23 protein-coding genes are annotated in these 26,395 nt (G+C 72.8%); 14 read left to right on the forward strand and 9 right to left on the reverse strand.

Going from position 1 to position 26,395, the window contains the following annotated elements; all coding sequences use genetic code 11:
* Positions 1–401: 401 nt before the first annotated feature.
* From E8D37_RS00725 to E8D37_RS00740, 4 genes are all read left to right on the forward strand, one after another.
* Positions 402–1,928: a UDP-N-acetylglucosamine 1-carboxyvinyltransferase gene (locus tag E8D37_RS00725; RefSeq protein ID WP_136567841.1), complete on the forward strand. Its 1,527-nt coding sequence runs from the start codon at positions 402–404 to the stop codon at positions 1,926–1,928.
* Positions 1,929–2,023: 95 nt separating this feature from the next.
* On the forward strand, positions 2,024–2,914 hold the full coding sequence (locus E8D37_RS00730; protein WP_240770103.1) for a glycerophosphodiester phosphodiesterase: 891 nt from the start codon (positions 2,024–2,026) through the stop codon (positions 2,912–2,914).
* The gene (locus E8D37_RS00735; RefSeq protein ID WP_136567842.1) at positions 2,911–4,308 is read left to right on the forward strand and encodes an MFS transporter; all 1,398 of its coding nucleotides are present in this window, start codon (positions 2,911–2,913) and stop codon (positions 4,306–4,308) included. Before E8D37_RS00730 ends, E8D37_RS00735 begins: the two co-directional genes overlap by 4 nt.
* A 203-nt stretch (positions 4,309–4,511) precedes the next feature.
* Positions 4,512–4,892 carry an RNA polymerase-binding protein RbpA gene (locus E8D37_RS00740; protein ID WP_136567843.1) on the forward strand — a complete coding sequence of 127 codons (381 nt, stop codon included), beginning with the start codon at positions 4,512–4,514 and terminating at the stop codon, positions 4,890–4,892.
* A gap of 6 nt (positions 4,893–4,898) precedes the next feature.
* On the opposite strand, the gene E8D37_RS00745 is transcribed toward E8D37_RS00740, so the two are convergent.
* The 4 genes from E8D37_RS00745 to E8D37_RS00760 form a co-directional block, all read right to left on the reverse strand.
* Entirely contained in the window at positions 4,899–5,450 is a 552-nt protein-coding gene (locus tag E8D37_RS00745) for an FxsA family protein (protein WP_136567844.1), read from the reverse strand.
* Entirely contained in the window at positions 5,447–6,232 is a 786-nt protein-coding gene (locus E8D37_RS00750; RefSeq protein WP_136567845.1) for a polyprenol monophosphomannose synthase, read from the reverse strand. Before E8D37_RS00750 ends, E8D37_RS00745 begins: the two co-directional genes overlap by 4 nt.
* Positions 6,229–7,884, reverse strand: coding sequence for an apolipoprotein N-acyltransferase (gene lnt / locus E8D37_RS00755; RefSeq protein ID WP_276606445.1), 1,656 nt, complete (start codon positions 7,882–7,884; stop codon positions 6,229–6,231). Before lnt ends, E8D37_RS00750 begins: the two co-directional genes overlap by 4 nt.
* A gap of 613 nt (positions 7,885–8,497) precedes the next feature.
* Positions 8,498–9,139: a TetR/AcrR family transcriptional regulator gene (locus tag E8D37_RS00760; RefSeq protein ID WP_136567847.1), complete on the reverse strand. Its 642-nt coding sequence runs from the start codon at positions 9,137–9,139 to the stop codon at positions 8,498–8,500.
* 97 nt (positions 9,140–9,236) lie between these two features.
* On the opposite strand from E8D37_RS00760, the gene E8D37_RS00765 reads away from it, so the two are divergent.
* The 6 genes from E8D37_RS00765 (at position 9,237) to E8D37_RS00790 (ending at position 16,597) form a co-directional block, all read left to right on the forward strand.
* Positions 9,237–10,028 (forward strand): enoyl-CoA hydratase/isomerase family protein, encoded by a 792-nt coding sequence (locus E8D37_RS00765; protein ID WP_136567848.1) that lies wholly within the window; start codon positions 9,237–9,239, stop codon positions 10,026–10,028.
* On the forward strand, positions 10,021–11,526 hold the full coding sequence (locus E8D37_RS00770) for an AMP-binding protein (protein ID WP_206055500.1): 1,506 nt from the start codon (positions 10,021–10,023) through the stop codon (positions 11,524–11,526). The genes E8D37_RS00765 and E8D37_RS00770 overlap by 8 nt, the downstream gene beginning before the upstream one ends.
* Positions 11,523–13,160, forward strand: coding sequence for an amidohydrolase (locus tag E8D37_RS00775; protein ID WP_240770104.1), 1,638 nt, complete (start codon positions 11,523–11,525; stop codon positions 13,158–13,160). Before E8D37_RS00770 ends, E8D37_RS00775 begins: the two co-directional genes overlap by 4 nt.
* The gene (locus E8D37_RS00780) at positions 13,157–13,774 is read left to right on the forward strand and encodes a hypothetical protein (protein WP_136567849.1); all 618 of its coding nucleotides are present in this window, start codon (positions 13,157–13,159) and stop codon (positions 13,772–13,774) included. The genes E8D37_RS00775 and E8D37_RS00780 overlap by 4 nt, the downstream gene beginning before the upstream one ends.
* A gap of 342 nt (positions 13,775–14,116) precedes the next feature.
* Positions 14,117–15,583, forward strand: a complete 1,467-nt coding sequence (locus E8D37_RS00785; RefSeq protein ID WP_136567850.1) for a lysine 2,3-aminomutase — start codon at positions 14,117–14,119, stop codon at positions 15,581–15,583.
* A 48-nt stretch (positions 15,584–15,631) separates the two neighbouring features.
* Positions 15,632–16,597, forward strand: coding sequence for a GNAT family N-acetyltransferase (locus E8D37_RS00790; protein ID WP_136567851.1), 966 nt, complete (start codon positions 15,632–15,634; stop codon positions 16,595–16,597).
* Here the strand turns inward: E8D37_RS00790 and E8D37_RS00795 are convergent.
* Entirely contained in the window at positions 16,584–17,042 is a 459-nt protein-coding gene (locus E8D37_RS00795) for an Lrp/AsnC family transcriptional regulator (RefSeq protein WP_136567852.1), read from the reverse strand. The two genes, E8D37_RS00790 and E8D37_RS00795, sit on opposite strands and share 14 nt — an antisense overlap.
* 241 nt (positions 17,043–17,283) lie before the next feature.
* On the opposite strand from E8D37_RS00795, the gene E8D37_RS00800 reads away from it, so the two are divergent.
* The 4 genes from E8D37_RS00800 (at position 17,284) to E8D37_RS00815 (ending at position 21,146) form a co-directional block, all read left to right on the forward strand.
* Positions 17,284–18,213 carry a 5'-3' exonuclease H3TH domain-containing protein gene (locus tag E8D37_RS00800; RefSeq protein WP_346763573.1) on the forward strand — a complete coding sequence of 310 codons (930 nt, stop codon included), beginning with the start codon at positions 17,284–17,286 and terminating at the stop codon, positions 18,211–18,213.
* Positions 18,214–18,289: 76 nt separating this feature from the next.
* On the forward strand, positions 18,290–18,949 hold the full coding sequence (locus E8D37_RS00805) for an SDR family oxidoreductase (RefSeq protein ID WP_136567853.1): 660 nt from the start codon (positions 18,290–18,292) through the stop codon (positions 18,947–18,949).
* 287 nt (positions 18,950–19,236) lie between these two features.
* Positions 19,237–19,731: a MarR family transcriptional regulator gene (locus tag E8D37_RS00810; RefSeq protein WP_136567854.1), complete on the forward strand. Its 495-nt coding sequence runs from the start codon at positions 19,237–19,239 to the stop codon at positions 19,729–19,731.
* Positions 19,728–21,146, forward strand: coding sequence for an MFS transporter (locus E8D37_RS00815; RefSeq protein ID WP_206055501.1), 1,419 nt, complete (start codon positions 19,728–19,730; stop codon positions 21,144–21,146). The genes E8D37_RS00810 and E8D37_RS00815 overlap by 4 nt, the downstream gene beginning before the upstream one ends.
* A gap of 37 nt (positions 21,147–21,183) precedes the next feature.
* On the opposite strand, the gene E8D37_RS00820 is transcribed toward E8D37_RS00815, so the two are convergent.
* The 4 genes from E8D37_RS00820 to tatC form a co-directional block, all read right to left on the reverse strand.
* A complete protein-coding gene (locus E8D37_RS00820) occupies positions 21,184–24,018 on the reverse strand; it encodes a DEAD/DEAH box helicase (RefSeq protein WP_136567855.1) in 2,835 nt (944 codons plus the stop codon).
* Between the two features lie 23 nt (positions 24,019–24,041).
* Positions 24,042–24,956 (reverse strand): diacylglycerol kinase, encoded by a 915-nt coding sequence (locus E8D37_RS00825; protein ID WP_136567856.1) that lies wholly within the window; start codon positions 24,954–24,956, stop codon positions 24,042–24,044.
* Positions 24,957–25,188: 232 nt separating this feature from the next.
* On the reverse strand, positions 25,189–25,590 hold the full coding sequence (locus E8D37_RS00830) for a hypothetical protein (RefSeq protein WP_136567857.1): 402 nt from the start codon (positions 25,588–25,590) through the stop codon (positions 25,189–25,191).
* Positions 25,587–26,354, reverse strand: coding sequence for a twin-arginine translocase subunit TatC (gene tatC / locus E8D37_RS00835; protein ID WP_136567858.1), 768 nt, complete (start codon positions 26,352–26,354; stop codon positions 25,587–25,589). The genes E8D37_RS00830 and tatC overlap by 4 nt, the downstream gene beginning before the upstream one ends.
* Positions 26,355–26,395 lie beyond the last annotated feature (41 nt).

Below are 26,395 nucleotides of genomic sequence, written 5' to 3' on the forward strand. Positions count from 1 at the left end.
CCCCCCGAACGGGGGGTGCTGGTGGATCGGTCCGGAGGTGCCGGGCGCCACGCCCACCTCCCTGCACCCCCGGACCGCTCCCCCGTACGTCCTCCAGCTCTCCGTCCTGGTCGTCCGCCTCGTCGGCCCTGATGCTGGCCCTGACCTGGCCGATGACGTCGCCCATGACGTTGCCGCGATCGCCGGCCGTCCCACCGGTGCTGCGCCGTCGCTCCACGTTTGGTCACCAACCCCGTCCCGCGGACCCGAAAACCTCACGTTTGGTCCCCAACCCGTGACCGGCAGCGCCGCCACCCCCGACACGCCCCACCCCAAGGCTTCTTGCCTTATCTCACATGTGAGTTACCGTCGTCGCGTCGGAACCCCACTGTCTCGGGGGACCACCACAGAGAGGGGAAGCGATGACCGAGGGCTACAAGGACCGGATCGGCCTGCTGATCCGCGACGCCCGCAAGCACCGCGGCCTGACCCAGCAGCAGCTCGCCGAGCGCCTGGGCACCAGCCAGAGCGCCGTGAACCGCATCGAGCGGGGCCAGCAGAACCTGAGCCTGGAGATGATCGCGCGCATCGGCACCGCGCTGGACTCGGAGATCGTGGCGCTCGGCGCCGGCCCGGTCCACCTGCGCATCACCGGCCCGACGACGCTGTCGGGCGACATCGAGGTCAAGACCTCCAAGAACGCCGGCGTGGCGCTGCTGTGCGCCTCGCTGCTCAACAAGGGCCGCACGGTCCTGCGTCGCGTGGCCCGGATCGAGGAGGTCAACCGCCTCCTCGAGGTCCTGGGCAGCCTCGGCGTCCAGACCCGCTGGCTCAACGACGAGAACGACCTTGAGATCGTGCCGCCGAAGACGCTGCGCCTCGACGCCATCGACGAGGAGGCGGCTCGCCGCACCCGCTCGGTGATCATGTTCCTGGGCCCGCTGCTGCACCGCGCCGAGTCCTTCGACCTGCCCTACGCCGGCGGCTGCAACCTCGGCACGCGCACGGTCGAGCCACACATGGCGGCCCTGCGCCCCTTCGGCCTCGAGGTCAAGGCCAGCGACCGGCAGTACCACGCGTCGGTCAACCGGGCGATCGAGCCGGACCGCCCCATCGTCCTCACCGAGCGCGGCGACACCGTCACCGAGAACGCCCTCATGGCGGCCGCGCTGCACACCGGCACCACCGTCATCCGCAACGCCTCGTCCAACTACATGGTCCAAGACCTCTGCTTCTACCTGCAGAAGCTCGGGGTCCGGGTGGATGGCGTGGGGACGACCACGCTGACCGTCACCGGTGTCGAGGACATCGACGTGGACGTCGACTACGCGCCGTCCGAGGACCCGATCGAGGCGATGAGCCTCCTCGCGGCCGCGATCGTGACCCGCTCCTCCATCACCATCAAACGGGTGCCGATCGAGTTCCTCGAGATCGAGCTCGCGACCCTGGAGCAGATGGGCTTCGTCTACGAGCGCAGCGAGGAGTACACGGCCCGCAACGGCCACACCCGCCTCGTCGACATCACGACGCACCCCAGCGACCTCACGGCCCCGCGGGACAAGATCCACCCGCTGCCGTTCCCCGGCCTCAACATCGACAACCTGCCGTTCTTCGCGGTCATCGGTGCGGTCGCCCAGGGTCAGACGCTGCTGCACGACTGGGTGTACGAGAACCGCGCGATCTACCTCACCGAGCTCGCCAAGCTGGGCGGCAACGTCAAGCTGCTCGACCCGCACCGCGTGATGATCGAGGGCCCGACGCACTTCAGCGCCGCCGAGATCGTCTGCCCGCCGGCCCTGCGCCCGGCGGTCGTCCTGCTCCTCGCGATGCTGGCCTCGAAGGGGACGTCGGTCCTCCGCTCGACCTACGTGATCGCCCGTGGCTACGAGGACCTCGCCGAGCGGCTCAACGAGCTCGGCGCGAACATCGAGTCGTTCCGCGACATCTGAGCCGCACGCGCTCCGGCGACCCCCGTCGTCCTCCCTTCACCGGATGGACGGCGGGGGTCCTCCCGTTCCCGGGCCCGAACCGACATACTGCGCCGGTGAGCACGCCCGTGACCGGCCATCCGTACCTGGACAGGGTGCACGACCGCCCGGGCTCGGTCCTGGCCATGGCCCACCGCGGCGGCGCCCGCCACCCCGAGGTGGAGGGGCTGGAGAACACGCGCACGGCCTTCGCCCACGCCGTCGCGCTGGGGTACGACTACCTGGAGACGGACGTCCACGCGACCCGTGACGGCGTGCTCCTCGCCTTCCACGACGACCGCCTCGACCGCGTCACCGACCGGCGGGGCCGGATCGCCGACCTCACCGCTGCCGAGGCGCGCCGCGCCCGGGTCGGCGGTCGCGAGCCCGTCCCCACCTTCGACGAGCTCCTGGAGGCGTTCCCCCACGCCCGGTTCAACGTCGACCTCAAGTCGGCGGCGGCGGTCCGGCCGCTGGCCGAGACGATCGCCGCGCACGGGGCCTGGGAGCGGGTCCTCGTCGGCTCGTTCGGCCCCGGGCGGCTGGCGGCCTTCCGCCGGGCCACGCACGGTCGGGTCGCGACGTCCGCCTCTCCCCCGGAGGTCGCCGCGTTCGTGGCGCCCCGCACCCCCGGTTCCGTGCTGCGCAGGCTGGCGCGCAGCGTCCGCGCCCTCCAGGTCCCGGTCGCGCAGCGGGTGCCCTCGGATCCCCGGGGGGTGGTGGTGCCCGTGGTGACCCCGCGGCTCGTCGACCGGGCGCACGACGTGGGCGTGCACGTCCACGTGTGGACGGTGGACGACCCGGCCGAGATGCGCCGGCTGCTCGACCTCGGCGTCGACGGCCTCATCACCGACCGCACCGACGTCCTGCGCACCGTGCTGGAGGAGCGCGGCCTGTGGCTGCCCGCCACCGCCGCCGCCCCGCCGACCGGCCGGACGGACCGACCCACCCAGGAGGACCCGAGATGAGCACGATGGTCACCGGGGCGGCCGCGATCCCGCCCGAGGAGCGACGCCGTCAGCAGCACGCCTGGAACTGGTACGACTGGGCGAACTCGGCGTTCTACACGACCGTCCTCACGGTCATGTTCGCGCCGTACATGATCACGGTCGCCGGCCGGGCTGCCGGCTGCACGGACGCGGACGAGACGTGCCGCCGGACGGTGGACGTGCTGGGTCTGCACGTGGCCGCCGGCTCCCTGCCGGCGTACCTGACGAGCTTCGCGACCATCGCCAGCGCCTTCGTCCTGCCTGTGGTCGGCGCGTTCGTCGACCGCTCCCGGCGCAAGAAGCTCCACATGGCCGGGTTCGCGTGGGCGGGGTCGTTCTTCGCCGCGATGCTGTTCTTCCTGCAGGGCGACGCCTGGCAGATCGGCGCCGTGGCCGTGGTCGCCTCCAGCCTCCTCGGCGGCTGCTCCCTGGTCAGCTACTACGCGATCCTCGTGGAGATCTCCACCGAGGACGAGCGCGACCACGTGTCCTCACGCGGCTGGGCCTGGGGCTACCTGGGCGGCGGGCTGCTCCTCCTGGTGAACCTGATCCTGTTCCTGGGCCACGACGCCTTCGGCCTGACCTCCGAGATGGCGGTGCGCGTCTCGCTGCTGTCCGCGGCGGTGTGGTGGGCGGCCTTCACGGTCATCCCGTTCGTCCGCCTGCGCAACTACACGCCGCAGTCGCTGGTGCCCGCGGAGGGCGGTCTCTTCGCGCGCTCCTTCGGACAGCTGTTCACCACCCTCAAGGAGCTGCGCGCGTACCCCATGACGCTCACGTTCCTCGTCGCCTACCTCTTCTACAACGACGGCATCCAGACCGTCATCGTGAGCGCCTCGACCTACGGCGCCGAGCAGCTGGGGATGTCCCAGACGATTCTCATCGCCACGATCCTGCTCCTCCAGTTCGTCGCGTACGGCGGTGCCCTCCTCTTCGGCCGGCTGGCCCGGACCCGGGGTGCCTACCGCTCGCTGCTGTGGGGCACGTTCGGCTGGATGGGGGTCGTGGTCGTGGCCATCCTGCTCCCGCCCGTCAGCGCCGGGGCCGGGCTGGCCATCACCCTGTTCCTGCTGGTCGCGTTCGCCATCGGCATCGTCATGGGCGGCACCCAGGCCCTCTCGCGCTCCTTCTTCAGCCAGCTCATCCCCCGCGGTCGCGAGGGCGAGTACTTCGCGCTCTACAACGCCTGCGAACGGGGGACGTCGTGGTTCGGCACGCTCCTGTTCGGACTGGTCTTCCAGCTCACCGGCTCCTACCGCCCGGCGATCCTGGCCCTGATCGTGTTCTTCGTCCTGGGCGCGTTCTTCCTGTTCCGGCTCGACCCCGAGCGGGGCATCCGGGAGGCCGGGAACACGGTCCCCAGCGTCGTGTGAGGGCGCCCCGACAGGGCCTCCCGAGCACGCGGGATCACCGGACCGGCGGGGTCGGCAGCCACCTGGCTGGGCGTTTGTGGGAACACTCGGGCGGTCTGTACCGTTGACAACCTTGAACGCAGACCCACCGTCTACCCCGGCACCCCCGCCGGCTCCTGTCCGCAGGCGGTGAGCGGCGTCGCGATCCACACGGGAGGCCCAACATGGCAGAGCGCACACTGCGCGGCGCACGACTCGGAGGCCAGAGCTTCGAGGACGAGCGCGGCATCGAGTTCGCGGCCCGGCAGCAGGTCGGTTACCGGTGCCCCCAGAACCACGAGTTCGAGATCACCATGTCCATCGAGGCCGAGGTGCCGGCCGTCTGGGAGTGCCCGCGCTGCGGCACCGAGGCGCTGAGCATCGCGGGCATCAAGCCCGAGGAGAAGGTCGAGAAGCCGGCCCGTACCCACTGGGACATGCTCCTGGAGCGCCGCTCGGAGAAGGAGCTCGAGGACATCCTCAAGGAGCGCCTCGAGCTGCTCCGCGGCGGCGAGATCGGCCCCGCGCACCTGCACCGCGAGAACAAGAAGCGCACCTCCGCCTGAGCAGGCTCAGGCGCGAGGGGGTCCGTCCTCCTCGTCAGGCTCCACCACGTCGCCCCGGACGACGGGCCCCTGGCCCGGTCCGGGGCGTCGTGCGTCCCGGGTCCCCGTCGTCCCGCTGACGTCGGCGGCGAACCCGAGGAAGCCGTCGCCGCCCGCGAGCATCCGGGCGGTGACGACCTGCGCGAGCAGGACCCGGAACAGCGGACGGGTGAACGGCAGGACCATCCCGAGCCCGACCACGTCGGTGACGAAGCCCGGGGTGAGCAGCAGCGTGCCACCGATGAGGACGAGCGCGCCGTCGGCCAGCTCCTTGGCGGGCATCCGACCGCTGGACAGCGCCTCGCGCAGCGACCGCCAGGCGACCGAGAACTCCCGCCGCACCAGGTAGGCGCCCAGGACGCTGTCGGCGACGAGGAGGAAGATCGTCCAGGCCGGGCCGATGACGCCCGACACCTGGAGCACCGTCCAGAGCTCGAGGAGCGGGACGCCGATGAAGGCGATCCCGAGCACCCAGCCCCAGACGCCCCGACGTCGACGGGGTGCGCCGGAGGCGCTCATCGGACGGCCGTCGTCGCGGCGACGCCGGCACGACCGCGCAGACGGTCCCAGCGATCCGCGAGGCCCCAGCCCGTGATCCGGACGAGCGACTCCAGCGCCACGGCGCCGGTCATCTTGGAGTCGCCCCGCACGCGCTCGACGAAGTCGATCGGCACCTCGCGGACGCGCAACCCGGCGCGCAGCGTCCGCACGACGAGGTCGGTCTGGAAGACGTACCCGGTCGACCGGACCTCGTCCAGGCGGATGGCCTCGAGGGCGCTGCGGCGGTACAGCCGGAAGCCCGCGGTGGCGTCGCGCACCGGGATGCCGAGCAGGAGGCGCACGTACAGGTTGCCGCCCCGGGAGAGGGCCTGTCGCTGCCAGGGCCAGTTCTCCACCGAGCCGCCGGGGACCCAGCGGGAGCCGATGACGAGGTCCGCCGGGTCGTCCGGGTCGGACACCGCGGCCAGGAGGCGGCCGAGCTGCTCCGGCTGGTGGGAGCCGTCGGCGTCCATCTCCCCCACGACGTCGTAGCCGGCCTCCAGGGCGTGCGCGAAGCCCGCGAGGTAGGCGGCGCCGAGCCCGCCCTTCCCGGTGCGGTGCAGCACGTGGACCTGCGGGTCGTGGGCGGCCAGGTCGTCGGCGAGGGCCCCGGTGCCGTCGGGCGAGGCGTCGTCGACGACCAGGACGTCGACGTCGGGCTGGGCGGCGCGCACCCGGCCCACGATCCAGGCGAGGTTGTCCGCCTCGTTGTAGGTGGGGACGACCATGACGGTGCGACCGAGGGGCACCTGCGTGCTCATGCGTGTTCTCCAGGGGTGGGACGGGTCGAGCCGACGGGGACGTGGGTGGGGGCCGGGACGGGCGTGTGGTCGTCCGGGGCCGGGGCCTGGCCACCGCGAGCCCGACGCAGGCGCGCGCGGGCCCGGTCGCGCAGCCCGGGGCGGAACCGGAGGACGAGGGCCAGGGCCAGGGCGAGCACGGTGAGGAGCGCGAGGCCGCGCGCCACCCAGGGGCCGATCAGGATGCCGGGCGAGACGTCGTCGACGAGACCGACCTGGGCGTCGATGACGGCCGTGTCGCGCTTGGCCGCCGTCGCCACCACGGAGCCGTCGGGGGCGATGACGCCGGAGATGCCGTTGATCGACGCGACGGCGAGGTAGCGGCCGGCCTCGATGGCGCGCAGGCGGGTCATGGTGAACTGCTGCTCGAGCTGGTCGGTGTCGATGAACATGGCGTTCGAGGTCTGCACCGTGATGAGCTGGGCGCCGTTCGTGACCTGCTGCTGGAGCGTGTCGTCGTACCCGACGTCGAAGCAGATCAGGTCGGCGACCAGGAGACCGTCGGCGTCCAGCGGCTCGGTGCGGCGGCCCGGACGCATGTCCCGGCCGATGAGCTTGAGGTCGCCGAACGTGAAGTCGAAGTACTGGCGCAGCGGGATGTACTCGCCGTACGGGACGGGGTGCCACTTGGTGTAGCGGTCGCCGGCACCGGTCGTCGGGGACCAGACGATCCCCTGGTTCAGGACGTAGTCCTCGCCGTCGTCCACCATCGCTCCCACCAGCACGGGGGCGTTGATCGCGGCGACCGCGGCGAGGATGCCGGCGTGGGTCTGGGTGTCCGCGAACGGGTCCACGGCGGTGGAGTTCTCGGGCCAGACGACGAGGTCGGGCTGCTGCTTCGTGCCGGCCGCGACCTGCTCGGCCAGGTCGACCGTGGCGTCCACGTGGTTCTGCGTGACCTGGCGGTAGTCGTAGAGGACGTCGTTGCCGGGTCCGGGGACGCCGCCCTGGACGACGGCGACCTGAGCGGTGCCCACGACCTCGCCCCTCCACGGCACCAGGACGGCACCGGCGGTGAGGGCGGCCAGCCCGACCAGCCCCAGGCCGGCGGGCACGAGACGCCTCAGCCTGGCCATCAGGGCGCTGGCCCCGGCGCTGGCCCCGGCGTCCTGCCACCGCACGACCGCGGCGGCCAGGAGGGTCGCGGAGAGGGCCAGGACGAAGGAGACGCCCACCATGCCGATCCACGGCAGCAGCTTCTCCAGCGGCGTGTCGATGCTGCTGAAGGCGAGTCGACCCCAGGGCATGCCGGAGAACGGCCAGGTGCTGCGCAGGTCCTCCAGCGCCACCCAGGCGGCGGCGACGGTCACCGGCCACCAGCGGTGGCGGGTGAGGAGGGCCGCGGCGGCGCCGGTGAGGCCGAAGAAGAAGGTCTCGAGGGAGGCGAGGCCGATCCACGCGGCGAACGCGACGGCCGTCATCCAGTAGATGTGGGTGAAGTAGAAGCACCCGCCGAAGACGAGACCGGTGAGGAACCCCCGCCGCAGCCCCACGCCACGCACGGTGAGGACCAGGACCGCGACGCACACCGGTACGAGCAGCGTGAGACCCACGGGGTCGAAGGCGAACGACAGGGCCAGGCCTGCCGCGGCGGCCGCGAGGAGTCGTCGCACCGCGCAACCGTAACCGGCACCCGCACGGATCGTGCAGCGGATGGCCGATCCCGGGCCGGTGGAAGCGCAGATCGGTGGACGCCCGTTGCCGGTGGCGACGGCCCACCCGGGAAGGCCGGGTCGGTCGCTCGCCTGGAGCGCTGGAACAACTCGGGAGGGCCCGGAGACCTTCGGTCCGACCTGGTACCCGATCCGGCTGACGGGGCAGGACGTTGTCTAGGGGGAACCGGTCCCTCCCGAGTCCGCTCTCGAACGCGCGAACCGACCTCCGCGGACCATGTCGGACAGGTGCCTGGCTCTCGACACCCTCCGACGCGACCACTCGGACGTCGGTCCGCCCCCCTCGATCTGTGGTGAGCGGCTCGCTTACCTTGGTGCTCGCGCGCCCTTCTGTCAAGCGGCGGTTGATCTGCGCGTATGACTGTTTGTGCAGGTCAGAGGCCTGGGTCGGTTGTCACGATCACCCTTCCGGATGATGAACTGGTCCGGACCGAAATGCATCCGCCGGACGCACGACCTCCCAGGTCAGTGCCTAGGTCCGTGGCCCCGGGGTGGACGTGGTGGCGCGCCGCGTCCGCTGGGCGACCGTGGTGCGGCCGGCCCGGACGGGCCGTCAGGCGGGGTCGGCCCCCAGCGCTCGGAGCGTCAGGTCGACGTAGGTCGCGGCGAGCTCCTCGACGTCGAGCGGGCCGTCCGGGCGGTACCAGCGGGCCACGCTGCTGCACATCTCGAGGACCGCCCGACGGGCGACGTCGGGCCGCGCCACGGTGAACGCCCCGTCCTCGCACCCGCGACGGATCTCCTCGGCCCAGAGCTGCTCGTAGGTGTCGCGGAGGTCGAGCACCTCGGCCCGGGTCCCCTCCCCCAGCGCCGCCAGCTCGCCGTCCACGACGCGCGTCTCCCGGCGACGCAGCGCGTGCTCGCGCACGTGCACGCGGACGAGCACGGCGACGCGGGTGCGCGGGTCGTCCTGCGGTGCGGCCGCCAGGTCCGCCACGGCGGCGTCCGTGAGCCGGGTCAGCGCCTGGCGCATGAGTCGCGCGAGGAGCTCCTCCTTCGTCCCCATCCAGTGGTAGAGGGACGCCGAGGACAGGCCCGCGGCCTCCGCGAGCTGACGGATGCCCGTGCCGTGGAAGCCGCGCTCGGCGAAGAGGGTCAGCGCGGCGTCCTCCACGCGGGCGCCCGTGGTCCCCGTGGTCCCCGTGGTCCCCGAGGTTCCCGTGGTCCCCGCAGGGGTCCCGGCTGCTGTCGTCACGGGCGCACTGTACCCATCCGATCGATCGATCGATAGGCTCAGGCTCAGCACCGTCGACCCGGACGCGCCCAGCGCTCCGACCTGGGGAGGACCGAAGATGACCGACCAGCCGCTCCCGAGCGGGCAGGACCCCGCCGCCGCTCCCCTGGTGGAGTACGCGCTCGAGGGCGACGTGGCCCGCCTCCACCTCAACCGGCCCCACCGGTTGAACGCCGTGGACGCCCACCTCACCCCCGCCCTGGTGGACGCGCTGCGCCGGGCGGCGGCCGACGAGGCCTCGGCCGTGGTGCTGGCCGGCCGCGGCCGCGCCTTCTGCGCCGGTCACGACCTCAAGGAGGAGCCCCCGCTCGAGCAGCCCTGGCAGACCCGGGCCCGGCTGGAGGAGATCCAGGAGGTGACCCGGCTGGTGCGTCGCTTCCCCGGCCCGGTGATCGCGGCCGTGCACGGCTACGCGCTCGGCGCCGGGTGCGAGTTCGCGCTGGCCTGCGACGTCGTGGTGGCGGACGAGGAGTCCAGGTTCGGCTTCCCCGAGGTGGGCGTCGGGCTCTCGGTGACCGGTGGCATCTCGACCCTCCTGCCCGCGCTCGTCGGCTGGGCCCGGGCCAAGGAGCTGCTGCTGCTCGGCGAGCACGTGACGGGTGCCCAGGCAGCGGCGATGGGCATGGTCGCCCGCGCCGTCCCGTCCGGCACGCACGAGGACGTGGCCCTCGACCTGGCCCGCCGGATGGCTGCCCGCCCGCGGCTGTCCACCTCCCTGGCGAAGCGGGTGCTGGACGCCGGCGTGGACGCCGCGATCGAGCAGTCGATGGCCACGGAGGTCGAGCACGCGATGCTCACCGCGCTCTCGGGCGAGAACGCCGCGCCCCGGCAGGAGTTCACCCGTGCCTGAGCCGAGCCCGACCGACGCGACGCTCGTCGACCACCTGCTCGCGGCGGCAGTGGAACGCCCCGACGACGACGCCTGGGTCTTCGACCTGCCCGAGCACGGGGTCGAGCGCTGGACCTACGCCCGTGTGGCCGAGGTGAGTGCCGGGATCGCCGAGACGCTGCGCCGCCGCGGGGTGGCGGCCGGGCACCGGGTGGGGCTCATGCTCGGCAACTCGCCGTGGATGCCCGCCGCGTGGCTCGCGCTGCAGCGACTGGGGGCCGCCGCCGTCCCGCTCAACGTCCGCTACCGCGCCGCCGACGCCGCCCACGTGCTCGCTGACGCCGAGGCGCGGCTGGTCCTGGCCGGCGCGGAGCACGCCGACCTCCTGCGCGAGGCCGGCGCGGCCGACGTCCTGGACCCTGCGGAGATCCCCGCTGAGGTGCTCGCGGAGGCCGCGCGGGCGTGGGAGCAGCCGGCGACGGACCCGGACGCGGTGGTGAACGTGCAGTACACGTCGGGGACGACGGGTCGGCCCAAGGGGTGCGTGCTGACGCACCGCTACTGGACGACGCTGGGCGCCTCCATGCTCACCGGCTTCCCCCGGCTCACCGCGGACGACGTCCTGCTCACCGCGCAGCCCTTCCACTACGTCGACCCCCAGTGGAACGTCGTGGCGGCGCTCATGGCCCGGGCGCGGCTGGTCGCCCTGGACGGCTTCCACCCCTCGTCCTTCTGGGCGAAGGTGCGCGAGCACGAGGTGACCTACTTCTACTGCCTGGCGTCGATGCCGACGCTGCTGCTGCGGATGCCGGCGGACCCGGCCGACCGCACGCACCGCGTGCGGGCCGTCCAGTGCTCGGCCATCCCGCCGGCGCTGCACGCCGAGCTCGAGGAGCGGTGGGGCGTCGGCTGGTACGAGGCGTTCGGGATGACCGAGACGGGCGCCGACCTCCGGGTGGAGGCCGACGAGCACGACGAGCTGGTCGGGACCGGCTGCCTGGGGCGTCCCGCGGCCCACCGGGAGGCCCGGCTGGACGAGCAGGGTCAGCTGCTGCTGCGCGGGCCGGGGATGATGACCGGGTACCTGGGACTGCCGTCGCCCTTCGACGCGGACGGCTGGTTCCCCACCGGGGACCTCGCGAGGCAGGACGCCGCGGGCCGATTCTACCTCTCCGGGCGGCTCAAGGACATGATCCGGCGCTCGGGCGAGAACGTGGCGGCGGTCGAGGTGGAGGAGACCCTCCTGGCGCATCCCGGCGTGCGGCTCGCCGCTGTCGTGGGCGTGCCCGACGACCTGCGCGGCGAGGAGGTGTGCGCGTTCGTGGTGGCGCCCGGCGTGGCCCCCACCGAGCTGCGGGCGTGGTGCGCGGAGCGGCTCGCGCCGTTCAAGGTGCCGCGCTGGTGGGTCCCGCGCGAGGACCTCCCGCTCACCGCCTCCCAGCGTGTGGAGAAGGGGCTGCTGCGCGCGGGCGACCTCGCCGGCGTCGTCGCGCGCGAGGCCGTGGAGGTGACGGCGTGAGCACGGGCTTCCGGGCGGACCTGCTGATCCGCGGCGCGCGCGTGCGGACGCTCACCGGGCCCGGGCACACCGGGACGGCGTCGTCCGTCGCGCTCTGGCGCGGGCGGGTGCTCGCGGTCGACGAGGACGTCCCCGCCCGGCGCGTCCTGGACCTCGACGGTGCCGTGGTGGTGCCCGGCTTCCACGACGCGCACAACCACATGGCGTGGTACGGGCTGTCGCTGCAGGAGGTCGACCTGCGGGTGCCGACCCTCGACGACCTCTACGCGGCCGTGGCCGAGCGCGCCGCCGGGCTGCCGGCCGACGCCTGGGTGGTGGGCGCGGGGTACGACGAGAACAAGGTCGGCGCCCACCCGGACCGCGACGGGCTCGACCGGGCCGCCGGGGGCCGGCGGGTGTGGCTCAAGCACACCAGCGGCCACATGTGCGTGGTGAGCTCGGCGGTGTTGGGCGACCTGGGTCTGGCGGACGCTCCTCGGGAGGTGGCCGGCGGACTGGTGGTCTGCGACGCGGCCGGGCGACCGACGGGGCTGCTGCAGGAGACCGCGCAGTCGCTGCTCTCGGACCTGGTGCTGCCCTACCCGGTCGATACGTTGGTCGACGCGGTGGAGCGGGCGGGCCGGGCGTACCTCGCCGAGGGGCTGACCTCGGTGGTGGAGGCCGGGGTCGGCGGCGGGTGGATCGGGAAGTCGCCGGTGGAGGTGGCCGCCTACCAGGCCGCGCGGGACGCCGGTCGGCTGCCGGTGCGGGTGGAGCTGATGGTCGCCTCCGACGTCCTGCACGAGGTGCCGGCGCACGCGGACGACGGCTTCGGGCCGGGGCTGGGCCTCGGGCTGGATCTCGGCATCCGCTCCGGCCTGGGCGACGACCGGCTCTCGCTGGGGCCGGTGAAGGTCTTCTCGGACGGCTCGCTCATCGGGCACACCTGCGCGATGACGGAGGACTTCTCCGACACCCCCGGGGTGAAGGGCTACCTCCAGTCGGACCGGGACGCGATCGTCGGCCGCATCGTGGCCGCGCACCGCGCCGGGTGGCGGGTGGCCACGCACGCCATCGGGGACGCGGCCATCGACCTCGTCCTGGACGCGGTGGAGCTCGCGCAGCGGGTCGCGCCGCGCCCGGGAGTGCGGCACCGGATCGAGCACTTCGGCGTGGCGCGCCCGGACCAGGTCGTCCGGGCGGCGGCGCTGGGCGTGGTGCCGGTGCCCCAGGGGCGCTTCGTCGGGGAGATCGGTGACGGCATGCTCCGGGCGCTGGGGCCGGAGCGGGCGGGCTGGGCCTACCGCGGGCGTTCGCTGCTGGACGCCGGGCTCCCGCTGGTCGGCTCGTCCGACCGTCCCGTCGTGGCCGGCGCTCCCCTGCTCGGGATGCACGACATGGTGAACCGGCGGACGGAGTCGGGAGCCGCGATCGGCCCCGAGGAGGCCGTCACCGGGCTGGAGGCGCTCGTGGCCTACACCCACGGATCCGCCTACGCCTCGGGGCAGGAGGACACGCGGGGCCTCGTGGCGCCGGGGTTCGTGGCCGACCTGGCCGTCCTCTCGGACGACCCGGCCACCGTCGACCCGGAGGGCCTCCGGGACGTCCGGGTGCTGGCCACCCTGCTCGGCGGAGAGGTGGTGCACGAGGCATGACGTCTCCCGATGCCGCTGTGCTGCGTGAGGTCTCCTCGCTGTCGGTGGAGCAGGTGGGCGCGGTCCGGGCGATCTACGAGGACGCCTTCCCCGCCGAGCTGCGGGCCGACTTCGACGCGCTGCTCGTGGACCGGCTCCTGGTGCGGGTCTCCCCCGCCGGCGAGCCGGAGGGCCTGGCGCTGGTGCGCGCCCTCGGCGGCACCGGCTGGACCTTCCTCCGCTACTACGCGGTCGGGGCGCGGGGCGGTGGTGTCGGCTCGGCGATGTTCGCGGACCTGCGCCGCGTCCTCGCCGCGGAGGGCGGCTCCCTGCTCGTCTGGGACGTCGAGGACCCCGACGAGCCCGGGCTCCACGCCCACGAGGTGGACGAGCACCGGCGGCGCATCCGGTTCTACGAACGCAACGGCGGCGTCCTGCTCCCCGTCACCGACTACGCCCCGCCGCACGGCGACGACCTCGCCGGCCACGCGCCGCGCCTGCGACTGATGTGCGCTCCCCTGGGCGACTCCGCCCTCCCCCCGACCCGGGACGTGGTGCTCGCCGCGTTCACGCTGCGTTACGACCTGGCTCCTTCGCACCCCGCCGTCCTGGCTGCTCTGGCGTCCATCGGCTGACCGGCGGTGCCGGGGTTCCGGGGTGTCTTGGTCCCAGGTTTGGTCACCAACGGTGACTCCTGGGCCGCTGAGGCACGGGTTGGTGACCAAACGTGGAGTGGTGGCGGCGGGGTAGGACTCGGCGGCCTGCCGGGTGAGGGACGTCGGCAGCGGCCGCCCCGGTACTGCACGTTTGGTCACCAACGGTGACTTCTGGGCCGCTGAAGCACGGGTTGGTGACCAAACGTGAGGAAGACGCCCACCGGCCGACGAGCCGATCAACCCTGCCACTCCACACAGCGATGCGGAAGAATCTCTCGTCAGAGACGTGACAGGCCGAAAGATTTCTGTCACCGTCGCTCCATGAGCATCGAGACCTCCATTGCGAGCCTGGTCGAGCAGGAGACCGGTCAGCCGTACCAGTACCGACGCCCCGAGCTCGTCGAGCCCGACTGGACCCGCTTCCCCGGCTGGCGTGACGTCACCGCCGGCGAGTGGGAGTCGGTGCAGTGGCAGCGCTCGCACTGCGTCAAGAACCTCAAGCAGCTTCGCGAGGTCCTGGGCGACCTGGTGGACGAGCGCTTCTACGCCGACCTCGAGCGCGACCAGAACGAGCGCGCGACGATGTCGATGCTGGTCCCGCCCCAGATGCTCAACACCATGGCGCCGCACGTGACGCCGCGCGGCCCGGGCAGCCTCACCGACGCCTTCTACGTCGACCCGGTGCGGCGCTACATGCTCCCCGTCTTCTCGGACCGGCGCACCGACTGGCCGAGCCACCCCCACGCCACCCGGGACAGCCTCCACGAGCACGAGATGTGGGCGGTCGAGGGGCTCACGCACCGCTACCCGACCAAGGTGCTCGCCGAGCTCCTGCCGACCTGCCCCCAGTACTGCGGGCACTGCACCCGCATGGACCTCGTCGGCAACTCCACCCCGACGGTGGAGAAGCTCAAGCTGGTCGGCAAGCCGAACGACCGGCTCACGGCCATGCTCGACTACCTCCGGGCCACGCCGTCGGTGCGTGACGTCGTGGTCTCCGGCGGGGACGTGGCGAACATGCCGTGGCCGCGGCTGGAGGCCTTCCTGTCCGAGCTCCTCGAGATCGAGAACGTGCGGGACATCCGGCTGGCCACGAAGGCGCTGGTGGGCATGCCGCAGCACTGGCTCCAGCCGGACGTCGTGGACGGAGTCGGTCGGGTCGCCGCCCAGGCGCGGCGCAACGGGGTGTCGCTGGCGATCCACACGCACGCCAACCACGCCCAGTCGGTGACGCCGCTGGTGGCCGACGCCGCGGCCGCCATGCTGGACGCCGGCGTGCGCGACGTCCGCAACCAGGGAGTGCTCCTCAACGGCGTCAACGCCGACCCGCACGCCCTGCTCGACCTCTGCTTCGCCCTGCTCGACGGCGCCCAGGTCATGCCCTACTACTTCTACATGTGCGACATGATCCCGTTCAGCGAGCACTGGCGGGTCTCCGTGGCGGACGCCCAGCGCCTCCAGCACCACATCATGGGCTACCTGCCCGGCTTCGCGACGCCGCGGATCGTCTGCGACGTCCCGTTCGTGGGCAAGCGGTGGGTGCACCAGCTCACCGACTACGACCGCGAGCGCGGCATCTCGTTCTGGACGAAGAACTACCGCACGTCCATCGAGGCGGAGGACGCCGAGGCGCTGCAGCGCACCTACACCTACTACGACCCGATCCACACGCTGCCCGAGGCCGGCCAGCGGTGGTGGGCCGAGAACGGCGGGCTGGACGAGGCGGCGCTCAGCGCAGCGGAGGCGGCCGAGGCCTCGCGTCGGACGGCGGCGCTCCAGGCCTGGTGAGGTCACTGTGAGGGCACGCCCCTCGGGCCCCGGGGGCAGGATGGGGGCGTGCTGAGCCTGAGTCGCTTCCCGGACGCCGACCTCCCGCGCTGGCGGGAGATCGTGACCGAGCGCAGGTTCCGGCTGCGGGAGCTCGCCTTCACCGGCGAGCCGGAGCTCTTCGCACCGGTCGCCGACGCCCGCACCCGCGCCGCGCTGGAGGTGCTGCTACCGGACGGTGGGCCGGGGCCGCAGCAGGCGCTGCACCTGGTCAGCGACGACGGCTTCCCGATCGGCTGGGTCTGGCTCACGCGCCTGTCCCGGGAGCGGCTGGGGCTCGTCGACGCGAGCCTGGTCACCCCGGACCGCACGGCCGACCTGCGCGACCTCGTCGAGAGGACGGCGGCCGCCGACGGCGTGACGGAGATGGAGCTCGTCCTCGTGCCCGGCGACGACACGCACGCGGCCTGGCGTGCCGCCGGGCCGGCGCACCTCGCCTCGCAGCGGCGGGTGCTCCCGCTGCCGGAGCCCAGGGGCGCCAGCGACGCCACGGCCGGCGCGGCCGGCGCGGACGTGAGGCTGCGCGCCATGACCGAGCCCGAGTTCGACTCGTTCTTCGCCCGCTCCAGCCGCGAGTACGTCGAGAGCCGGCGCGCCTCGGACCCCACCCGCGACCCGGGCGAGGTGCAGCAGGAGGCGGAGTCCCAGCTGCGGGCGTTGCTGCCGGGCGGCCGGGCGACGCAGGGCCAGTCCTTCTGGACCGTCCTCGCCGACGACGCGCCGGCCGCGGAGCTGTGGGTCGCGGTCGAGCCGCCGGGCGCCTTCGTCTACGAGATCCGCGTGGACGAGTCCCACCGCGGGCGAGGGGTCGGCCGGGCGGCGATGAGGGCCGCGGCCCAGTGGTGCACGGAGCAGGGTCTCAGCGCCCTGGGACTGAACGTGTTCGGCGACAACGTCGTGGCCCGCGGGCTGTACGAGTCGCTGGGCTACGTCCTGGTGGAGGAGAGCCTCACCGTCACGCTCACGCGCCTGTGACGGGCCGGTTCTCGTAGTAGGTGGTGAGGACGATCGTCGTCCGCGTGGAGACGTCGGCGGCGTGCCGGATACGGGCGAGGAGCTCCTCGAGCGCGGCGGGCGTCGTGGAGCGGACCTTGAGGACGTAGGACTCCTCCCCCGCCACCGACCAGCACGACTCGATCTCGGGGATGTGCGCCAGCCGCTCGGGGCAGTCGTCGGGCGCCGAGGGGTCCATGGGACGGATCGAGATGAGCGCCGTGAGCGGCAGCCCGATCTCGGCGTGGTTGATCGTGGCGCCGTACCCCTGGATCAGTCCGCGCTGCTCGAGCCGCTTGACCCGCTGGTGGACAGCGGACGTCGACAGCCCGGTCGCCTTGCCGAGGTCGGTGTAGGACATCCGGCCGTCGGTGGCGAGCAGCTGGAGGATCTTCCTGTCGGTCGCCTCGACCGCCGTCTGACTCACGACGTAAACGTAAAGGAGGCGCCGATCCTACTGATCGGTTGTCTTGCCGACTGGGACGGCCTGGCGGGGCTTGTGCGTCGCGGATCCGGGCCAGGTTTGGTCACCAACCCTGCGTCTGAGGGCTGCCGGCACCGGGTTGGTGACCAAACGTGAGCCAGTAGGCGACTCGGTCAGGACGTCTGCCGGACGCCGAGCGACGTCGACGGGCGACGGCCCCGAGGCCACGGCCTAGGGTGGCGCCGTGACCCGTGAGCCCCGCCTGATGCTGCTCGACACCGCGTCCCTGTACTTCCGCGCCTTCTTCGGGGTGCCGCCGGTGGAGGGGCCCGACGGCACCCCGGTCAACGCGGTCCGCGGGCTGCTGGACTTCATCAGCCGCCTGGTCGACACCTACTCCCCCACGCACTTGGTGTGCTGCTGGGACGACGACTGGCGCCCGCAGTGGCGGGTGGACCTCGTCCCGACGTACAAGGCCCACCGGGTCGTGGAGGAGGTCGCGGCCGGGGCGGACGTCGAGGAGGTCCCTGACCCGTTGCAGGTCCAGGTCCCGATCATCCGCGACGTCCTGGCGGCCTTCGGGATCGCGGTGATCGGCGCGCCCGAGGCGGAGGCGGACGACGTCATCGGGACGCTCGCCACGGAGGCTGGGATGCCGGTCGACGTGGTGACGGGCGACCGCGACCTCTTCCAGCTCGTCGACGACTCGCTCGGCGTCAGGGTCCTCTACACCGCCCGGGGCGTGGGGAACCACGACCGCGTCGACGAGGAGTGGGTGCGCGCCAAGTACGACGTCACTGCCGCGCAGTACGCCGACTTCGCCACCATGCGCGGCGACACCTCCGACGGCCTGCCCGGCGTCAAGGGGGTCGGCGAGAAGACCGCGGCCAAGCTCCTGGCGGAGCACGGCACGCTGGACGCCGTCCGGGCGGCCGCGGCCGACGACGCCGTGACGATGGCGGCCGGCGTCCGCGCCAAGGTGCTCGCGGCGTCCGACTACCTCGACGTAGCCCCCACCGTGGTGGCCGTGCGCCGTGACCTGGCGCTCGACCGGTCCCTGGGCGCCCTCCCCGGCGCCCCCGCCGACCCGGCCGCGCTCGAGGAGCTGACCGAGAGGTTCGGGCTGTCCTCCCCGGTGGAGCGACTCACCGGCGTGCTGGCCGCCCAGGGGTGACGGACGCCGTGCGGGGTCGCGCGGCCTCACCCCGGAGGGCCAGCCGCACGGCCCGGGCGGTGCGTACGGTCGAGGCATGACCTCCATCGCGATCGTCGGGGGCCACGGCAAGGTGGCCCAGCAGCTCATCCCCCTTCTCGCCGAGCGCGGCGACACGCCCGTCGCCCTCGTGCGCCGCGAGGAGTACCGCTCCGAGCTCGAGGACCTCGGCGCGCAGGTGCGCCTCCTCGACATCGAGAACAGTGACGCCGGCGACTTCGCCGCCGCCTTCGAGGGGTGCTCCGCCGTGGTGTTCGCGGCGGGGGGCGGTCCGGACGGCAGCATCGAGCGGAAGCGCACCGTGGACCTCGAGGGCTCGCTGAAGTCGATCGCGGGTGCTGAGAAGGCCGGGATCGACCGCTTCGTGCAGGTGTCTGCCATCGGCGCCGACAACCCGCTGCCCGAGGACACCAAGCCCGTCTGGCGGGCCTACGTCGAGGCCAAGCGGGACGCCGACGCCGCTCTCCGCGCCTCCGACCTCGCCTGGACGATCCTGCGGCCCGCCACCCTGACGGACGACGCGCCGACCGGCCGGGTGCTGCTCGCCGAGACTGTCGAGCGCGGCTCGATCAGTCGGTCCGACGTCGCTGCGGTGCTGGCTGCGCTCCTCGCCGACCCGTCGACCGCCGGGGTCCAGGTCGAGCTGGTGGATGGCCCGCACACCGTCGCCGAGGCGCTGGCCGGGCTGGCGCGCTGAGCTCTGTGGGGGCGTCCCCCCAGGCGACACCGACGGCTCCCGGCTCCGCGCCGGGGGCCGTTCGTCGTCTCCGGGGCGCCCTGCCCCCTCAGCTCCCCGACGCAGGTTTGGTCACCAACCTGATGTCCGGGGCCGATTTTCACCACGTTGGTGACCAAACCTGATGCCAGGAGCGGGGTTTCACCAGGTTGGTGACCAAACCTGATGCTTCTTCCGGCCTCCCGGCCTCCCGCACCACTTCATCAGCCCAACCTCATCAGTTTGGACTGACGATCTACGGTGGAGGCATGACGTCTCCCGCTGCCCCGGTCTCCGCACAGCCAGTCGACCAGGGAGCAGCCGACCAGGGAGCAGGCCCGACCGACGACGCCGTCGTGGCGGCGCGACTGCTGGTGACCGTGACGGGTCGGCTGCGGCGGCGGCTCCGTTCGCACCAGGAGGCGGGGCTGACCCCGTCCCAGACGTCCGTCCTGAGCCGACTGGACAAGGACGGGCCCGCGTCGGCGGCCGCCCTGGCCGCCGCCGAGCGGGTGCGGCCGCAGTCGATGGCCGCGACCCTGGCCGCGCTGGAGCAGGCAGGCATGATCAGCCGCTCCCCGGACCCGGACGACGGCCGCCGGCAGGTGGTGACGCCCACGGACGAGGCCCGCGCCTGGCTGGAGCGTCGGCGCACCGAGCGCGAGGACTGGTTGGTCAGCACCCTGCGCAGCACCCTGGACGACGAGGAGACAGCCGACCTCGTCCGCGTGCTCGGCCTCCTGGAGAGGGCGGTCCTCGCGTGACGGCCGTCGAGCAGCAGGAGCGGCACCAGCGGGAGCGGCACCAGGAGACCGGACGTCTCGCCGACTCCTTCGACACCAGGCTCCTGGCCCCGATGATGCTCGGGGCGATCCTCAACCCGATCAACTCCTCGATCATCGCCGTCGCCCTGGTCCCCATCGGCGCGGCGCTCGGCGCGTCCACGGCGCAGACGGCCTGGCTCGTCTCCGCGCTCTACCTGGCCACGGCGATCGGGCAGCCCGTGGTGGGCAGGCTCGTGGACGTCGTCGGCCCCCGGCCCCTGTTCCTCACGGGCGGCGTCCTGGTCGGCGTGGGCGGGCTCCTCGGCACGCTCTCCCCCGACCTGGCCGTGCTGGTCGTCGCCCGCGTCCTCATCGGCCTCGGCACCTGCGCCGGCTACCCGTCGGCGATGTACCTCATCCGCAGCGAGGCGCGGCGCACCGGACGCGACTCCCCCGCCACCGTGCTGACCCTGCTCACGCTCTCGAGTCAGACGGTGATCGTCATCGGACCGACGCTCGGCGGTCTCCTCATCGACCTCGGCGGCTGGCGCGCGACGTTCGCCCTCAACGTCCCCCTGGCCCTGCTCGTCCTGGCGCTCGGGTGGTCCCGGGTCCCGGCCGTGCGTCACCCCGACGGCGTGCGTCCGCCGCTCCGCCTGGACCTGCCCGGCGTGGGCCTGTTCGCCTCCCTGCTCGCCGCGCTCCTCGTCGTCCTGATGGTCCCCTCGGCGGCGACGGCGTGGCTCCTCGTCGTGGTCCTGGCGGCGGGAGCCGGCCTCGTGTGGTGGGAGAGCCGGCACGACGACCCGTTCATCGACGTGCGGGTGCTCGCCGGCAACCGCCCGCTGCTGCTCACCTACCTGCGCCAGATGCTCACCGGGCTGACCTCGTACGGCGTCCTCTACGGCCTCACGCAGTGGTTGGAGGACGGACGTGGGCTCTCGGCCAGCGTCACGGGGCTCCTCCTGCTGCCGCTCAGCGGTGCGGCCCTGGTCGTGTCGGCGGTGACCGGTCGGCGGCCCGAGGTGTACCTCAAGCTGGTCGTCGGCGCGGCGTTCCAGCTCGCCGGTGCCGTGGGCATGCTCGTGCTCGGCTCGCAGAGCGCGATCTGGTTCCTCGTCGTCCTGATCGTCGTCTTCGGCGTCCCGCAGGGCCTGCTCAACCTGGGCAACCAGAACGCGCTCTACCACCAGGCCGACCCCGAGCGGATCGCCTCGTCCGCCGGCCTCCTCCGCACCTTCCTGTACCTCGGTGCGATCGGCTCCTCGGCCGCCATCGGCGCCTTCTACGGGCAGAGCGCGGACACGGCGGGCGTGCACGAGCTCGGGTGGTTCCTCGTCGGGGTCTCCGGGCTCAACGTCGTCCTGACGCTGCTCGATCCGTCCCTGCGCCGGGTCGGCCCCCGGTCCCACTAGCGGCTGCGCCAGCGGGGCCGGAAGCGGGGGCCGAGCGCTACTCCGCCACGCCCGACATGGCCACGACACCGCGCTTGAGCCGGTCGGTGACCTGCCGGGCGGTGCGCCGCAGCGGGGTGTCCCCCGCGGCGTCCGCCACCTGCCCGGCGAGGTCGAGGACCTGCTTCATCCAGCGCACGAAGTCGCCCGCGGGCAGGTCCGAGGAGCCGAGGACGTCGTCCAGGTCGTCGCCCTCGCACCAGCGGTAGGCGATCCACGCGAACCCGAGGTCGGGCATCCGGAGGAAGTCGAGCCGGTGCTCCCGCTCCAGCCGTTCGAGCTCCCCCGCGACCGAGACGGTGGCGGCGATGGCCTCGCGGACGTCGCCGCCGGGCAGGCGCGGCGGGCCGGCGTCGTCCGGCTTGCGCTGCTCGTAGACGAGCGTGGAGAGCGCGGCCGCCAGGCCCGACGGCGACAGGCCCGTCCAGACCCCACGGCGCAGGCACTCCGCGGCGACGAGGTCCATCTCGGAGTAGAGCCGCATCAGGTGGGCGCCCTCGTCTGTGACGGCGTCCCCGTCGTCGGTGAGGTAGCCGAGCGAGCCGAGGAGCTCGCAGACCCTGTCGAACGTGCGTGCCACCGTGTTGGTGCGGTTCTCGACGCGTCGCTGGAGGGTGATCGTCTCCTTCTCGAGCTTGAACCAGCGCTCGGCCCAGCGGGCGTGGTCCTCTCGGTCCGGGCACTCGTGGCAGGGGTGGGCCTTGAGCTCGGCGCGCAGGGCGGTGACCTCGCGCTCCCAGGCGCTGGGTCGGCCGTCGGTGCCACCGCCCGCACCGCGTGCCGGACGCCCGGCGACGCCCGGCGGCGGGATGTCGCGGCTGCGGGCCCGGAGGGCCGACGCGAGGTCGCGGCGCATCTGCGGGACGCGGTGGTTGAACGACTTGGGCACGCGCAGCCGTGCCAGTGCGGAGACCGGCTCGGGGAAGTCCATCATCGCCAGCCGGCGGGCCTGGCCGGCCGAGGTGAGGACGAGCGGCCGGGGACCCTCGGGGCTCCACCCGTTGTCGAGCACGACGGCCATCCCGGAGAACTTGCCGTGCGGCACCTCGATGATGTCGCCCGGGCGCAGCAGCTTGAGCGACGCGGCGGCCTCGCCGCGCCGGTCCTCCCGGCGGGCGCGGCTCGCGCCCTTCTCGACGTCACTGATGCGGGTGCGCAGCGCGGCGTACTCCATGAAGTCGCCACGGTCGCAGGTCGCGGCGTCCGCGTAGCCCTGCAACGCCTCGGAGGCCTTGCGGAGCTGGCGGGCGAGCCCGACGACCGCACGGTCGGCCTGGAACTGCGCGAACGACTGCTCGAGCAGCTCGCGGGAGGCCTCACGGCCGAACCGGTTCACCAGGTTGACGGCCATGTTGTAGGACGGGCGGAACGAGCTGCGCAGCGGGTAGGTACGCGTCGAGGCGAGACCGGCGATCTCCCGCGGGTCCATGCCCTGCTGCCACAGGACGACCCCGTGACCCTCGGTGTCGAGCCCGCGGCGCCCGGCGCGTCCGACGAGCTGGGTGTACTCCCCCGGGGAGAGGTCGGCGTGCGTCTCGCCGTTCCACTTGCTCAGCTTCTCGATGACCACGGTGCGCGCCGGCATGTTGATGCCGAGCGCGAGGGTCTCGGTGGCGAAGACGACCTTGCACAGGCCGCGGAGGTAGAGCTCCTCGACGACGGTCTTGAACGCCGGCAGCATGCCGGCGTGGTGGGCCGCGACGCCACGGGAGAGACCGTCGAGGAAGTCGTGGTAGCCGAGGACGTGGAGGTCGTCGGGGTCGAGGTGGCGGCACGCGGAGTCGACGAAGCGGACGATCTCGTCGCGCTCCTCCGGCGTGGTGAGCCGGACGTTCGCGGCCAGGCACTGGTCGACCGCGGCGGCGCAGCCGGCGCGGCTGAAGACGAAGACGATGGCGGGGAGCAGGCCCTCACGGTCGAGGCGGTCGATGACGTCCACGCGGGACGGGATCCAGACCCGGCGCCCGTTGCCGATCTGACGCGCGCCGCCGGCGGTGCGGGGCGTCTTGCCGCGGCCCTTGACGGCGCCCTTGGGCGAGCGACGGTCCTTGAAGCGTCCGGAAGCCCACTCGTCGCGCGCGACCTTGAGGAGCTCTTCGTTGACGGGCGCGCCCTCCTTCACGAACCCCGCCGCAGCGTCCACGTCGGAGGAGGCGAAGAGGTCGAGGAGCCTGCGCCCCACCATCACGTGCTGGAACAGCGGGACGGGCCGGCGCTCCTCGACGATGGTCGTCGTCTCGCCGCGGACCGTGGCCAGCCACTCGCCGAACTCCTCGGCGTTGGAGACGGTGGCCGACAGCGACACCACCGTCACCGACTCGGGGAGGTGGATGATGACCTCCTCCCACACGGCACCGCGGGAGCGGTCGGCGAGGTAGTGGACCTCGTCCATGACCACGAAGCCGAGGCGGTCGAGCGTGCGGGAGTCGGCGTAGAGCATGTTGCGCAGGACCTCGGTGGTCATCACGACCACGTCGGCCTCGCCGTTGACGACGTTGTCGCCGGTGAGCAGCCCGACCTTGTCGGGGCCGTAGCGCTCCACGAGGTCGGCGTACTTCTGGTTCGACAGGGCCTTGATCGGCGTCGTGTAGAACGCCTTGCGCCCCGTGGCGAGAGCCAGGTGGATGGCGAACTCGCCGACGATGGTCTTGCCCGAGCCGGTCGGGGCCGCCACGAGGACGCCGCGCCCCTCCTCGATCTCCTCGCAGGCGCGGACCTGGAAGCCGTCCAGGCCGAACTCGTAGAGCGCCTCGAAGTCGTGGAGGACGGGGTGCTGGCGCGTGCGCCGGTAGGCGGCGTACCGCTCCGACGGGGTCAGCTCGTCGGTGGACATGGGCCCAACCTACGTCGGGGACGTCAACGCAGGACGTGCAGGGCGCCCGGACGCGCCGAGACGGTGAGCGGGAGCGGGCCCAAGCGCTCGCCGTCGGCGTAGGCGACCACGCCGTCCGCGACGACCTCGACCGTGCTCACCCGGTGCCGCTCGAAGCAGGGGTGCGTGACGTGGGTGCCCCGGAAGAGCTTCGGGTAGGTCTTCACCAGCTCGAGCTTCGAGACCGGCTTGATGATGACGACGTCGAGCAGACCGTCGTCCGTCGAGGCGCCCTCGGCGATCCGGAGGCCGCCCCCGAAGGAAGGAAGGTTGCCCACCGAGACCATCATCGCGTCGAGCTCGCGGGTCTCCCCGTCGAGCGTGAGGCGGTAGGAGAGCGGGCGGAACGTCCGGAGCTCGGAGACCGTGGCCAGGTTGTAGCGCATCTGCCCGCGCGGCCAGCGCATCCGGTTGGCGCGCTCGTTGACGACGGCGTCGAAGCCGGCGCACAGGACCGTGACGAAGCTGGTGCCGCCGGCGTCGGCGACGTCCATCGTCGACACCTGCGCCGCCAGCAGGTGCCGGACCGCCGCCTCGGTGTCGTGGGTGGGCAGCCCCAGGTTGCGGGCCACGTCGTTGCCGGTGCCCGCCGGGATCACGCCCAACGGCGTCGTCGTGCCGGCGAGCACCTGGGTGGCCAGGTGCACCAGCCCGTCGCCGCCGGCCACCAGGAGGGCGTCCACTCCCCCGGCGACCGCGTCCGACGCCAGCCGCTGGGCCTCGGCTGCGTCCGCGCCCACCAGGTCCTCGACCTCCACCCCCGCGGACCGCAGGACCTGGAGCGCCGCCGTCCGGGCCCTGGCTCCGCGCCCCTTCCCGGACGTCGGGTTGGTCAGCAGCGCCACCCGGCGGAGTGCTGTCGCAGGTGCGTCGCGGTGGTGGGGGCCCGGGCTGGTCACGGCGGCAATCTAGCCGGTGGGGGTGGTCGGCGTGCTTCACGTTTGGTCACCAACGGTGGCTGCCGGGGGCGACAGGCTCACGTTTGGTCACCAACCGTGGCCAGAGGGGCCGTCAGCCTCACGTTTGGTCACCAACCGTGGCGACCGCGGTCGATGGCTCCACGTTTGGTCACCAACCGTGGCCACCGGGGTCGATGACCTCACGTTTGGTCACCAACCTGGGACAGCCAGGTCAGGCGCCACCGATCCGCAGCAGGGCGGAGTACCGCTCAGGAGACGCCCCGACAGCCTTGGCGAGCCGCGCGAGCGCCTCCAGGACCAGGTCGGCGGTGAACTCCCGACCCGGAACGGCCAGGGTGAGCCGGTCGTCGACGACGAGGACGAGCACCTGACGGTGTCGCCAGGCGCGGTGCGCCCGCGTGCGCACGTCGTCGGTCGCCACCGAGACCGGGTACGCCTCGTCGACGGCGAGCAGGTCGCAGACCTGGGTCAGGTCGCCGGCCGTGAGGCGGCCGGCGACCTGGAACCCGGTCCGGAGCCCGGAGTCGGCCGCCCACACGACGTCCAGCTCGCCGAGCCACTCGGGCAGGTCGAACGGGTCGGCGTCGGCGAAGACGGCCGGCACGTGGGTCACAGGACCGAGGCCTCGTCCACGGAGAGCCCGGCGTTCGGCTTCTTGCGCTCGCGCCGGCGGTCGTTGAACCGGGCGATGACCTCGGCGACGAGGAAGAGCGCCACCATCGGCACGGCCATGAACGACATGGTGAACGGGTCGGAGGAGGGCGTGGCCGCCGCGGCGAAGACGAAGACGCCGACGATGATCCACGACCGGTACTGGCCCAGCTGCTTGCCCTTGACGATCCCGGCCAGGTTCAGCAGGACCACGAACACGGGGATCTCGAAGGCGATCCCGAACACCAGCAGCGTCCTGGTGAAGAACTGCAGGTAGTCGTTGAAGTCGTTGATGTTGACGATGCCCTCGGGGTTGAACCCGATGAGGATCTCCAGACCCTTGGGCAGCGTCACGTAGCCCAGGACGAGACCGACGGCGAACAGCGGCGTCGCGACCGCGGCGAAGACCCGCGTCCACTTGCGCTCGTGGGGGTGCAGGCCTGGGAGGATGAAGGCCCAGACCTGGTAGAGCCACACAGGGCTCGTGACGACGAGTGCCGCGAAGCCGCACAGCTTCAGGTAGAGCATCAGGCCGCCGCCGGCTCCGGTGGTGGTCGCGATGCTGGTCCCCGCGGGCAGGGCCGCCTGGGCCTGCTCGTAGGGGCCGTAGACGAACGCGTAGAGCTGGTCGAAGAAGAACAGCGCCACGACGACGGCGACGATCAGGGTCAGGGTCACCCGGAGCACCCGCGCACGAAGCTCGCGCAGGTGGTCCGAGAGTGCCATCCGGCCGTCGTCACCGACGCCGTGGACCGGCTTGACCGAGA

It is taken from the genome of Nocardioides sp. GY 10127, from assembly GCF_004919085.1.
Taxonomy (GTDB): domain Bacteria; phylum Actinomycetota; class Actinomycetes; order Propionibacteriales; family Nocardioidaceae; genus Nocardioides.